Genomic DNA, 12,314 nt, shown 5'->3' on the forward strand with positions numbered 1-12,314 from the left:
CTGGCAAGCCAGCTCCCACAGGTTCCGGGGCGTACACAAAGCCTGTGGGAGCTGGCTTGCCAGCGATAGGGCTGGAACCGACAACGCAGATCAGTCCAGATGCGCCCAGGTCATCCGGAACGACGCCCCACCCCACACCGATTCCCCGACCTCGACCTGCCCGCCATGGGACTGCGACACCCGTCGCACCAACGCCAGCCCCAACCCAAAGCCACCGGTACGACGGTCGCGGCTGGCATCCAGCCGCGAGAACGGTTCGAAAATTTTCTCCCGGCCCTCCACCGGCACCCCCGGGCCATCGTCGTTGACCCGCACTTCGTAGTAATCGCCGCTGCGCACCAGCGTCACTTCGACTCGCTGCTCGGCATAACGAATGGCGTTACGCAGCAGATTGATCACCGCCCGCGCCATGAACCGCGGCTCGATGCGCACGGTGTCGAGCCGGCAGTCACCAATCAGTAACTGCACCCCCGCCGCTTCCGCCTCCAGCGCAACGCTGCCGACCACGCTGTCGAGCCAGTTGGCCGCTTGAATGTTTTCGCGTTTGATCACCGTCGCACCGCGTTCGAGGCTAGCGTAGGTCAGCAGTTCGGAGACCATTTCTTCCAACTCGCCGAGGTCGGCGTACATGTCGGCGATCAGTTCGCGGTTCTGGCTGGCGTCCGGCTGTTGCTTGAGCTGGTCGAGTTCAAACGACAGCCGCGCAATTGGCGTACGCAATTCGTGGGAGACCGCGTTGGTCAGCTCGCGCTGATTGGCGATCAGGCTCTCGATACGCGCCGCCATCAGGTTGAAGTGTTCCGCCAGATCGCGGATGTTCGAGCGTTTCGACAGTTGAATGCGCACCGACAGATCGTTATCACCAAAGCGCTCGGCGGCCAGACGCAGTTTTTCCAGATCGCGCCAGTGCGGGCGTACCCAGAAGAACAGGACGATGCCGATGAGCACCGCGAGCATCGCGTAAGCCACCGCGATGTAGAACGGCATCAGGCTCGGTTCGGGCGGCAGCTTGATGCTGAGCAGTTGCGAGCCACCGTCGATGTTGCTGATGAATTGGGTGTAGTTGTCGCGGATCACCAACAGGTTTTGCGCCAGCTCGGCCTTTTCCTCGGTGCTGAGGTCCAGTTGATCGGCTTCGATCAGCTTCAGCGACAAGCCGTAGTGCGGGCGCAACGCTTCCAGCTGCTGTTCACGCGCCGCGCCTTGCTGATCGCGCATGTGCTCGACCAGTGACCACGCCTGCCCGCGCACCGCCTCACGGTTGTAGGCCTGCATCTGGTTGTCGAGCAACGCGTTGAAGGTGTGTTCGACAGTTTGCAGGGCCAGGACCAGGCCCACCGTCATCACCAGAAACAGCCCGAGGAATAACCGCAGCATCTACAGCTCCCACGCGAATGGATTGAACAGGTAACCCTTGCCCCACACGGTCTTGATGCACACTGGCTCACGGGGATTGTCCTTGAGCTTGTTGCGCAACTTGCTGATGTACACGTCGACGCTGCGATTGAGCCCATCGAAGGCGATACCGCGCATGCGGTTGAGGATGTCATCGCGGGACAGGGTTTTGCCGGCGGCGCTGGCCAGCAGCCACAGCAGCTCGAATTCCATGGTGGTCATTTCGATGATCTCGCCAGCCAGCCGCACTTCGCGGCAGCTGCGGTCGATGCTCAAGCGACCGAATTCCAGCGCACTGACCACGCCGGCCTCCGGCATCTGCCGACGCTGCAAGGCGCGTAGTCGAGCGAGCAATACCGGCGGTTTGATCGGCTTGATCACGTAATCGTCGGCGCCGGATTCCAGGCCGAGAATGTGGTCGAGGTCGTCTTCCTTGGCGGTGAGGATGACAATCGGCGTGTCCGACACGCTGCGGATTTCCCGGCACACGTGCAGCCCGCTCTGCCCCGGCAGCATCAGATCAAGCACCACCACTTTGGGCTGGAATTCGAGAAACGCGGCCACCGCCAGATCGCCGCGATGCACCGCGCGCACCTCGTAGCCATGCTGCTCGAGAAAGTGCGCAATCAGCGTGGCCAGACGTTCATCGTCTTCGACCAGCAAGACTTTGCCAAAACCCAGGTTATCCATAACGACCGTCTGCCAACCCATGTGTGAAATGGTCGACAGTATGGCGGCAATCGTCGGCGAGGCGTTGTTTCGGGCAGCAAAAACCGGCCGCAGGGGCCGGTTTTTGGTGATATTTCATACTCTTAAGAGTTTTTAACAAGTAGGAGCTGCCGAAGGCTGCGATCTTTTGATTTTTGAAACAAGATCAACAGATCGCAGCCTTCGGCAGCTCCTACAGGTTATGCGGCAGCCGGCACACCGCTGTGGAAGCGAAACTCTTCATCCGGCGACTCGATCAGTTCCTGCTCGGCAGCACGCACCCTGTCGATCACCTGAGCGATGTCCTTCGCGTCGCCGTACTGGTAAGCCAGTTTCAGATAACCCTGGAAGTGCCGCGCCTCGCTTTTCAGCAGGCCGAAATAGAACTTGCCGAGTTCTTCGTCCAGATGCGGCACCAGCGCTTCGAAACGCTCGCAACTGCGCGCTTCGATGAATGCGCCGACCACCAGCGTATCCACCAGTTTCACCGGTTCGTGGCTGCGCACCACTTTGCGCAATCCCGAGGCGTAGCGCCCGGCGTGCAGCTGGCGCAGCTCGATCTTGCGGCGTTTCATGATGCGCATGACCTGTTCGTGGTGCACCAGTTCTTCCCGGGCCAGACGCGACATCATGTTGATCAGGTCGACGTGGGAATGGTACTTGGCAATCAGGCTCAGCGCGGTGCTGGCGGCCTTGAACTCGCAGTTCTTGTGGTCGATCAGCAGGGTTTCCTGATCGGCCAGTGCGGCCTGGACCCAGGCGTCGGGTGTGCGGCAGCCAAGGAATTCGTGGATTTCGGGAAGGATCATGAGGCTCACGGTAAAAGGTGTACGAGCAAAGGCCGCCGATTATACCGGCCTGCCCGCAGACCACCAGTCGCAGGCGTTGATATGCATCAAGTCGCAGGCGCATGAGCAGCAACTATAGTTGTGCAACGCCGTGCCTTTTCTTTGCTGGAGACTCCGCTCATGCAAGCCATTCGCAGCATTCTGGTGGTCATCGAACCCGAACATTCGGAAAGCCTGGCGCTCAAGCGCGCCAAGTTGATCGCCGGCGTGACCCAGGCCCATCTGCACCTGCTGGTGTGTGACCGCAAGCACGACCATGCCGGCATGCTTGGCGTGCTCAAAGCCGCACTGCTGGCGGATGGCTACAGCGTGACCACCGAACAGGCGTGGAACGAAAGCCTGCACGAGACCATCATCGACGTGCAGCAGGCCGAAGGTTGCGGGCTGGTGATCAAACAGCACTATCCCGACAGCGCGCTGAAAAAGGCTCTGCTGACCCCGGCCGACTGGAAACTGCTGCGCCACTGCCCGACTCCGGTGCTGTTGGTGAAAACATCCACCTCCTGGAAAGATCGAGTGATTCTTGCGGCTGTGGACGTGGGCAATGCCGATGGCGAACACCGGCATTTGCACACCACGATCATTGATCATGGCTACGACATTGCCAGCCTGGCCAAGGCGCATCTGCATGTGATCACGGCGCATCCGTCGCCCATGCTCTCGGCCGCGGATCCGACCTTCCAGCTCAAGGAAACCATCGAAGCGCGGTACCGCGAGCAGTGCAAGGCGTTTCAGGCCGAGTTCGATGTGGACGACGAGCACCTGCATATCGAGGAAGGCCCGGCGGATGTGTTGATTCCGTTCATGGCGCACAAGCTGCAGGCGGCGGTGACCGTGATCGGCACCGTGGCGCGCAGCGGGTTGTCAGGCGCGTTGATCGGCAATACCGCTGAAGTGGTGCTGGATGCACTGGAAAGCGACGTACTGGTGCTCAAGCCGCAGGAGGTTGAGGATCATCTGGTGGAGTTGGCGGTGAAACACTGAGGATTACGGTGCCTGAACCGGCGCCTTCGCGAGCAGGCTCGCTCCCACCGTAGGAATGCAGCTCCCTGTGGGAGCTGGCTTGCCAGCGATAGCGGTGGGTCAGTCAACATTGATATTGGATGCACCGCCCTCATCGCTGGCAAGCCAGCTCCCACAATATTTGCATTTCACTCCGATCATTGTGGGAGCGAGCCTGCTCGCGAAGCTTCTAGGCGCCGAAGGCGTCCTTGAGAAAGCCCGGTGCGATATAGCGCTGATAATGCGCTTCCGACAGCAGGAAAAATTCCCGATCAATGGCATCGCGCAACTCCGGTAGGTTCCAGTCGCGGAACTCCGGCAGCAACACCATCCCATAGGCTTCCAGATTAATGATCACCCGCGCCCCGCGCGCAATCAGCTGATAGGCCCAGCAATATTCCGACTGATGCGGCACGAAGCGGATCTTGCGCTGCTCCAGCTGTTGGCGCAGGCGCGCCGGATCGAAGATCTCGACCTTGCTCGCCATCACTTGTGACAGCAATTGCTCCAGACGCAACCACACCGCACGCTTTTCCTCCTCGCCGTAACCATTCCAGTGGATCACTTCGTGGTGGAAACGCTTGCAGCCACGGCACACCAGATCTCCGTAAACAGTGGAGCAGAGGCCGACGCAGGGGGTTTTGATGGTCTGATTGGGCATAAATTGGCAAAACACTGAAACGCGGAACAGGTCGGCATGTTAGCCCTTTGTCGGCCATTGATCACCCCTCAAACGTCAGGGGCAAGCGCTGGATCGCGGTTTGGCGCGCCCGTGCACAACGCCACCAAAGTCCAATAGAGCGCGACTTACCTTTAAATTTTTTTTGCCGTAGAATCAGCCAGCCTTTTAAGGCGCCAATGTCCGTTAGAAGCTGTTTTCAAAGCGTCACGAGCACAGTCGTTCCTTCAGAGCGGTGTTGGCGAAAGGTTTTTCCAGCGGGGAAAAGCCCAACGCCAACCCTCATCAGCTCCCCGTTCTGCAGGCGTAAAACTTTGAAAGCAGCTTCTGTAAGGAATTGCCGGTAATTCTGGCCAAACGACTCACAACGTCGTGCGGTGCATGAGTACGGCAGTTTCGGGATGAGCGTCCCGGACACCCATTTGGGACCACTGATGAGGGTAATAACTGTGCTTGAAGCCTACCGCAAACATATCGAAGAGCGTGCAGCCCTGGGTATTGTTCCCCAGCCGCTTAACGCCGAACAAACTGCAGGCCTGGTCGAGCTGCTGAAGAATCCTCCGGCTGGCGAAGAAGCTTTCCTCGTTGACCTGATCACCAATCGCGTACCACCAGGAGTGGACGAAGCCGCTTACGTCAAAGCCGGTTTCCTGTCGGCCCTGGCCAAAGGCGAAGTCACCTCCCCTCTGCTGGACAAGAAGCGCGCTGTAGAACTGCTCGGCACCATGCAGGGCGGCTACAACATCGTGACCCTCGTTGAGCTGCTGGACAACGCCGAGCTGGCGCCAGTGGCTGCCGAAGAACTCAAGCACACCCTGCTGATGTTCGATGCCTTCCACGACGTGGCTGAAAAAGCCAAGAACGGCAACGTTCACGCCAAAGCCGTGCTGCAATCCTGGGCTGACGGCGAGTGGTTCAAGAAGCGCCCTGTGCTGGCCGACAAGATCAGCCTGCGCGTATTCAAGGTCACCGGCGAAACCAACACCGACGACCTGTCGCCTGCACCAGACGCCTGGTCGCGTCCTGACATCCCGCTGCACGCCCTGGCCATGCTGAAAATGGCCCGTGACGGCATCGTTCCGGACGAGCAAGGCAAGACCGGCCCGATGAAGCAGATCGAAGAAATGCGCGGTCAAGGCTTCCCGATCGCCTACGTCGGTGACGTGGTCGGTACCGGTTCCTCGCGTAAATCGGCGACCAACTCGGTGCTGTGGTTCTTCGGCGACGACATCCCTTACGTGCCGAACAAGCGCGCTGGCGGTTTCTGCTTCGGCAGCAAAATCGCTCCGATCTTCTACAACACCATGGAAGATGCCGGCGCACTGCCGATCGAGTTCGACGTGTCGAACATGAACATGGGCGACGTGATCGACCTGTACCCGCACGCCGGCAAAGTCTGCAAGCACGGTACCGACGAAGTCATCACCACCTTCGAAATGAAGACCCCTGTGCTGCTGGACGAAGTCCGTGCCGGCGGTCGTATCCCGCTGATCATCGGCCGTGGCCTGACCGAGAAGGCTCGCGCCGAACTGGGTCTGCCTGCGTTCGACCTGTTCAAGAAGCCGGAAGCACCGGCTGAAAGCACCAAGGGCTTCACCCTGGCGCAGAAAATGGTCGGCAAGGCGTGCGGTCTGGCAGAAGGCAAAGGCGTTCGTCCTGGCACCTACTGCGAACCGAAAATGACCACCGTAGGTTCTCAGGACACCACCGGTCCAATGACCCGTGACGAACTGAAAGACCTGGCGTGCCTGGGCTTCTCCGCTGACCTGGTGATGCAGTCCTTCTGCCACACCGCGGCGTATCCGAAGCCGATCGACGTGACCACCCACCACACCCTGCCTGACTTCATCATGACCCGCGGCGGCGTTTCCCTGCGTCCGGGCGACGGCATCATCCACTCGTGGCTGAACCGCATGCTGCTGCCGGATACCGTCGGTACCGGTGGTGACTCGCACACCCGTTTCCCGATGGGCATCTCGTTCCCGGCCGGTTCCGGTCTGGTCGCGTTCGCCGCTGCCACCGGTGTCATGCCGCTGGACATGCCGGAATCGATCCTGGTGCGCTTCAAAGGCAAAATGAAACCTGGCATCACCCTGCGTGACCTGGTTCATGCCATTCCTTACTTCGCCATCCAGAACGGTCTGCTGACCGTCGAGAAGAAAGGCAAGAAAAACGCCTTCTCCGGCCGCATCCTGGAAATCGAAGGCCTGGAAGGTCTGACCCTGGAACAGGCATTCGAACTGTCCGACGCCTCGGCCGAACGTTCGGCTGCCGGTTGCACCATCAAGCTGTCGAAAGAGTCGATCACCGAGTACCTGCAATCCAACATCACCCTGCTGCGCTGGATGATCGGCGAAGGCTACGGCGATGCACGTACCCTGGAACGTCGCGCGCAAGCGATGGAAGCCTGGATCGCCAACCCGCAACTGATGGAAGCCGATGCCGACGCCGAATACGCCGAAATCATCGAAATCGATCTGGCCGACATCAACGAGCCGGTACTGTGCGCGCCGAACGATCCGGACGACGCCCGTCTGCTGTCCAGCGTCGCTGGCGAGAAGATCGACGAAGTGTTCATCGGTTCGTGCATGACCAACATCGGTCACTTCCGCGCTGCCGGTAAACTGCTGGATCAGGTCAAGGGTCAGCTGCCAACCCGTCTGTGGCTGTCGCCGCCGACCAAGATGGACGCTCACCAACTGACCGAAGAAGGCTACTACGGCATCTACGGCAAGGCTGGCGCGCGCATGGAAATGCCAGGCTGCTCGCTGTGCATGGGTAACCAGGCACGCGTTGAGCCGAACAGCACCGTGGTCTCGACGTCGACCCGTAACTTCCCGAACCGTCTGGGCGACGGCGCGAACGTCTACCTGGCTTCGGCCGAACTGGCGTCCGTGGCTTCGATCCTGGGTCGCCTGCCGACCGTCGAGGAGTACATGGAATACGCTGGCAAGATCGACAGCATGGCGGCCGATGTTTACCGCTACCTGTCCTTCGACCAGATCGCCGAGTTCCGTGAAGCGGCTGCGAACGCCAAGATTCCGGTCGTTCAAGCCTGACGTTACAAAGCAATAGAAAACGCCGCCCATCGTGAGATGCGCGGCGTTTTTTTATGCGTGCTCTGTTCCACATCATTCCTTGTAGGAGCTGCCGAAGGCTGCGATCTTTGCTCTTGATTTTAAAAAGCAAGATCAAAAGATCGCAGCCTCCGGCAGCTCCTACAGGGAGGCGTCAGGCTTCAAGGCCTGCTGCACCGCACCATCGACGCTCAGCCCGCTGAGTATCACCCCGTTGGCCGTTACCTCCGGCAACGCCTCCAACGCGACCAGCGCTTCCTGTTTGAGCCGCGCCAGAATCAGCCGCTTGCCCTCCTGATGCACCCGCAGGAAAAACTCCTGCATCGCCTCGATACTGGTGCCGTCCAGGTCCGGGGTTTCCTCCAGACTGAGGATCACCGTGTGCAGCGGCACTTGCGAATGACGAATCAAATGCAGCGCCGCACCGAGAATCCGCTCCACATTGGCGAAAAACAATGCCTCACTGGGTCGCACAATCAGCACTCCGGGCTCAACCGTCGCCGTTGGATGTCGCTGCAAATCGACAAAATCGTGCCCGCCGTCGATTCGCCCGAGCACCTGAATGTCCGCCGCCGACATCTGTTTGAGCATCAGCAACACGCTGATTGCCACCGACACCAGCAAGCCGTCGAGAATGCCCAGCACCAGCACCGCCCCCACCGCGCACATCACCAGCAGCCGATCCCGGCGCCAGACGAAGTAGCGCCCCAGCGGCTGCAGACTCAAGCCACGCGCCAGCGCATGAATCACGATGGCCGCCAGAATCGGCTCCGGCGTCAGGGCGATCCATGGCAACACCGTCAGCACGATCACCAGTACCACCAGCGCCGCTACGCCACCGGCCCAGCGTGACGTCGCCCCGGCTGCCTCGTTCGCCGACGTCGCCGAATACCCGGCCCCCGCCGGCATGCCATGGAACAATCCGGACAACAGATTCGAGGCCCCCAGCGCCAGCAGATCACGGTTGGAGGTCACACGATCACCGTGTTTGAGGGCGAACGCACTGATCGAGCCGTACGACTCTGCATACAGAATCATCACCAGCGCGAACCCCACCTCCCCCAGCCGCAGCCAGTCGGCAAACGGCAGCACCGGCAGGTTCGGTACTTCCAGGCTCAGGTCGATCAAGCCGATCAACTTCACACCGTGGGCCGGCAGGTTCAGCCATTGCCCGGCGACGATACCGATCACTACCACCAGCAAACCGCCGGGCACCCGTGGAAAACGGGAGAACAGGCTCAACAACAGCAGAGCCACCGCAGCGACAGCAGCCGCCGGCCAGTTCCATTGCGGCAGTTGTTCGAGCAATTGCGGGGCGAAGCGCACCAGATTGGCGTCGGTCAGGTGCACGCCGACCACGCTGGCGACCTGTTTGAGGATGATCGTCAGCGCCAGGCCGAAGGCGAAACCGCGCAATACCGGTTTGGCGATAAACGAAGTCACGCTGCCGAAGCGAAAGATCCCCGCCAGCAAGAACAGCCCACCGGTGACCAGTACCAAGCCGACCGCCAGCGTCGCGCGTAACTGCGGGTCGCCATTGGCCATGGTCGCGGTGGTCGCCGCCAGCACCGCCGCTGACGAAGACGTGGCCGAGACAATGGCAAAGCGGCTGGTGCCAAACAGCCCGTAGCAGAGCAATCCGGCAAACAGGGCAATCACGCCGGCCTGCGGCGCCAGCGCGGCGATGGTCGAATAGGCGACCGCTTCGGGCAAGAGCAGCCCGGCAATCGACAGGCCGGCGAGGATGTCACGCCAGCGATTGGTGGGTTCTACCGGTTGGGCCGTACTCGACAATCCACTGTCTCCAGACGAAAAAAAGCCGCTGTGCATGAGAGATGCGCAGCGGCCTACTGTAGCTGAAAAGCGAAAGATCGCAGCCTTCGGCAGCTCCTACAGGTATACACAAACCCTGTAGGAGCTGCCGCAGGCTGCGATCTCTTGATCTTCAAGCAGTCAGCGAATAAATCAACGCCGAAATCGCCACCAGACCTACGGCGGTGACAAACACGTTCGACGCCTGACCGCGATAGCGCGCCATCGCCGGTACTTTGCGGATCGCGTACATCGGCATCAGGAACAGAATCGCAGCGATCACCGGGCCACCGATGGTCTCGATCATCCCGAGAATGCTCGGGTTCAGGGTTGCGACGATCCAGCACACCACCAGCATGAACGCCGCCACGATGCGATCCAGCGCCTTGGCGCCCGGACGCTTGCCGCTCTTGACGATCAGGCCCTTGAGGCCTTCGCTGGCGCCGATGTAGTGACCGAGAAACGACTTGGAGATCGCCACAAACGCAATCAACGGCGCCGCGAACGCGATGGTCGGGTTGCTGAAGTGGTTGGCCAGGTAGGACAGGATCGACAGGTTCTGCGCCTTGGCTTCGGCCAGTTGTTCCGGCGACAGGGTCAGCACGCAGCTGAAGACGAAGAACAGCACCATCACCACCATCAACAGGTGGGCACGGCAGAGGATCTGCGAGCTGCGCTGGTCAGCGTTGACACCGTAACGACGCTTCTGATCCACCGCAAACGCCGAGATGATCGGCGAGTGGTTGAACGAAAACACCATGACCGGAATCGCCAGCCACAGTGTGTGCAGCAGCGCCGACGGTGCCGGCACTTGCGAGGCGGTGGTGAGAATGCCGCCGTTCCAGTGCGGAATCAGGTACACCGCGAGGAACAGCAGCGCAACGATGAACGGATACACCATCAGGCTCATCGCCTTGACGATGGCCTGCTCGCCGCAACGTACAACGGCGAGCAGGCCGAGGATCAACACGAACGACAGCAGCGCGCGCGGTGGCGGCGTGATGTGCAGTTGGTGTTCCAGGAAACTGGCGACCGTGTTGGTCAGGCCGACGCTGTAGATCAGCAGGATCGGGAAGATGGCGAAGAAGTACAGCAGGGTGATCAGCGCACCGGCCTTGATGCCGAAATGCTGCTCGACCACGTCAGTGATGTCGGCGCCTTCGCGACCGGAGAGGACGAAGCGGGTCAGGCCTCGGTGGGCAAAGAACGTCATCGGGAAGGCCAGCAGCGCGAGGATCACCAGCGGCCAGAAGCCACCCAGACCGGCGTTGATCGGCAAAAACAGGGTACCGGCGCCAATGGCCGTCCCGAACAGTCCCAACATCCACGTGGTGTCATGGCGATTCCAGCTCGACAGTTCAGCTGGTGCTGCCGCTTCATAGCGTTCGTCGACGCTATTGGCCTGATCATTCATCCGGTCGGATCTCCGCATTCCGGTCACTTGCCACTCGGTCGGGACGCGTCGAAAAAAACCGACAGACATGCTCCGGCCGAAACAGAGGCGCGATTCTCCGTGATAAATGAGCAGAAGCAAAGACTTAGCTGAGGAATGGTTGTACGGAGCAGATCAGTGGGTTGTCGTTTTCGGGAAAATAGCTGTCGGCTTCGGATACGTGAAATGTCGCTTTTCGACAAGCTCCAGCGCCAAATCCACCGGCAAGGCCTGATCAGATTGATCGAGCCAGGAGAAATCCGAGTGACATGCAAAACAGGCCGAACGCCAGCATTCCCCAGATTGGGTACATATCGCCCTTGTTTTTGATGCGCATTCTTTCAACGTCCTCATCGTATTCTCGATCTGCCCGTTCAATCATGGCCTGACGGTCAAATGTACTCATGGTGATTTCCTTCTTAGAGAGTGGGGTTGAATGGTACAAACGCGAACACTTAAAACTTGAGTGAAAGTCCTACTACGGCCGCTGTTGCGGTCAACACCCCAGTGACTACCGCAAACGGATAAAAATACGTATCCCACCTCAACTTCTTTTCTTCCGCGATAAGCTTTTTTCTCTCGGCCGCCAGTTTCCGTATTTCACTCATTATCCTTTCGAGTTCCAGGTGTTCTCGATTGTTTTGAAGCATTTGCCTTCCTTGGCTGTTGGTAGTCACTACCCGAGCTGCTTTGTGCCTCATGATTGCTTGCTCATCACCATTCCGGTAGCAGACGCATCTGCCAAATTCGTAGGCAAAATCCGCGAAAAACGTAGGTAGCCTCGTACAAAAACAGCGGCGAGCTCATCACCCCACACTTTCAATCTGGCCGACATGTTCTAGCGTGAGAGGAGTCCCTTGCCCCACGGAGTCTTTGCCCATGCCCCTCGTCCGCGTCGAAATCAAAAAGCACTCTGATCCCACCTTCGCCAAACGCATCGGCGAGCAGATCTACGCCGCCATGCGCAGCACCATCAACGTGCCGGAGCACGACAACTTCCAGATCCTCAACGAGCACGACGGCGAGCATTTCATCTTCGACCCGCAGTACCTGGGCATTCAGCGCAGCGATGGGTTGGTGATCATCCAGATCACCCTCAATGAAGGCCGGACGCTGGAGCAGAAAAAAGCCCTGTACCAGACCATCGCGCACAGCCTGAACAGTCAACTGGGCATTCGCCTGGAAGACGTGTTCATCAATCTGGTGGAAGTCAAAAAGGAAAACTGGTCGTTCGGCAACGGCATCGCCCAATACGCCAGTTGACTGGACTCGTTGGCGCCTTCGTGCAGCCGATCAACGATACCGGGTCGAGCTTCTGACGAAGCGCCCGCGCGCTCCCCGTTTCAGCTCCTACACTGGCT

General features: G+C 59.7%; 10 protein-coding genes. 3 read left to right on the forward strand and 7 right to left on the reverse strand.

From position 1 onward, the window contains the following. Window positions 1-90: 90 nt before the first annotated feature. The 3 genes from ACYZUM_RS13845 to ACYZUM_RS13855 all read right to left on the reverse strand — a co-directional run bounded on the left by ACYZUM_RS13845 (window position 91) and on the right by ACYZUM_RS13855 (window position 2,912). Entirely contained in the window at window positions 91-1,377 is a 1,287-nt protein-coding gene (locus tag ACYZUM_RS13845) for an ATP-binding protein (protein ID WP_041067365.1), read from the reverse strand. Next, window positions 1,378-2,085 (reverse strand): response regulator, encoded by a 708-nt coding sequence (locus tag ACYZUM_RS13850; protein ID WP_027613172.1) that lies wholly within the window; start codon window positions 2,083-2,085, stop codon window positions 1,378-1,380. Between the two features lie 218 nt (window positions 2,086-2,303). Further along, window positions 2,304-2,912, reverse strand: a complete 609-nt coding sequence (locus ACYZUM_RS13855; RefSeq protein ID WP_108182977.1) for a MiaE family protein — start codon at window positions 2,910-2,912, stop codon at window positions 2,304-2,306. Window positions 2,913-3,071: 159 nt separating this feature from the next. Here ACYZUM_RS13855 and ACYZUM_RS13860 point away from each other — a divergent pair, with 159 nt between their 5' ends. Beyond that, on the forward strand, window positions 3,072-3,935 hold the full coding sequence (locus ACYZUM_RS13860) for a universal stress protein (protein WP_041067371.1): 864 nt from the start codon (window positions 3,072-3,074) through the stop codon (window positions 3,933-3,935). Window positions 3,936-4,143: 208 nt separating this feature from the next. Here the strand turns inward: ACYZUM_RS13860 and ACYZUM_RS13865 are convergent, their stop codons facing one another. Next, entirely contained in the window at window positions 4,144-4,614 is a 471-nt protein-coding gene (locus ACYZUM_RS13865) for a DUF1289 domain-containing protein (RefSeq protein ID WP_007965774.1), read from the reverse strand. A 467-nt stretch (window positions 4,615-5,081) separates the two neighbouring features. On the opposite strand from ACYZUM_RS13865, the gene acnB reads away from it, so the two are divergent. Then, complete coding sequence (gene acnB, locus ACYZUM_RS13870; RefSeq protein WP_047293641.1) at window positions 5,082-7,691, forward strand: bifunctional aconitate hydratase 2/2-methylisocitrate dehydratase; 2,610 nt, start codon at window positions 5,082-5,084, stop codon at window positions 7,689-7,691. Between the two features lie 159 nt (window positions 7,692-7,850). Here the strand turns inward: acnB and ACYZUM_RS13875 are convergent, their stop codons facing one another. The 3 genes from ACYZUM_RS13875 to ACYZUM_RS13885 form a co-directional block, all read right to left on the reverse strand. Continuing rightward, a complete protein-coding gene (locus ACYZUM_RS13875; protein WP_108182978.1) occupies window positions 7,851-9,503 on the reverse strand; it encodes a SulP family inorganic anion transporter in 1,653 nt (550 codons plus the stop codon). 151 nt (window positions 9,504-9,654) lie between these two features. After that, entirely contained in the window at window positions 9,655-10,935 is a 1,281-nt protein-coding gene (locus ACYZUM_RS13880; protein WP_041067380.1) for an HAAAP family serine/threonine permease, read from the reverse strand. 253 nt (window positions 10,936-11,188) lie between these two features. Beyond that, window positions 11,189-11,359, reverse strand: a complete 171-nt coding sequence (locus ACYZUM_RS13885) for a hypothetical protein (RefSeq protein WP_174377316.1) — start codon at window positions 11,357-11,359, stop codon at window positions 11,189-11,191. A 473-nt stretch (window positions 11,360-11,832) separates the two neighbouring features. On the opposite strand from ACYZUM_RS13885, the gene ACYZUM_RS13890 reads away from it, so the two are divergent. After that, window positions 11,833-12,216, forward strand: coding sequence for a tautomerase family protein (locus tag ACYZUM_RS13890; RefSeq protein WP_108182979.1), 384 nt, complete (start codon window positions 11,833-11,835; stop codon window positions 12,214-12,216). Window positions 12,217-12,314 lie beyond the last annotated feature (98 nt).

The sequence above is a fragment of the Pseudomonas sp. m6p genome, assembly GCF_055760375.1.

Bases quoted from the DNA above. Each gene is read 5' to 3' on its own strand.
- ACYZUM_RS13845 (WP_041067365.1), bottom strand. From the start codon at position 1,377: ATGCTGCGGTTATTCCTCGGGCTGTTTCTGGTGATGACGGTGGGCCTG.
- ACYZUM_RS13850 (WP_027613172.1), bottom strand. From the start codon at position 2,085: ATGGATAACCTGGGTTTTGGCAAAGTCTTGCTGGTCGAAGACGATGAA.
- ACYZUM_RS13855 (WP_108182977.1), bottom strand. From the start codon at position 2,912: ATGATCCTTCCCGAAATCCACGAATTCCTTGGCTGCCGCACACCCGAC.
- ACYZUM_RS13860 (WP_041067371.1), top strand. From the start codon at position 3,072: ATGCAAGCCATTCGCAGCATTCTGGTGGTCATCGAACCCGAACATTCG.
- ACYZUM_RS13865 (WP_007965774.1), bottom strand. From the start codon at position 4,614: ATGCCCAATCAGACCATCAAAACCCCCTGCGTCGGCCTCTGCTCCACT.
- ACYZUM_RS13880 (WP_041067380.1), bottom strand. From the start codon at position 10,935: ATGAATGATCAGGCCAATAGCGTCGACGAACGCTATGAAGCGGCAGCA.
- ACYZUM_RS13885 (WP_174377316.1), bottom strand. From the start codon at position 11,359: ATGAGTACATTTGACCGTCAGGCCATGATTGAACGGGCAGATCGAGAA.
- ACYZUM_RS13890 (WP_108182979.1), top strand. From the start codon at position 11,833: ATGCCCCTCGTCCGCGTCGAAATCAAAAAGCACTCTGATCCCACCTTC.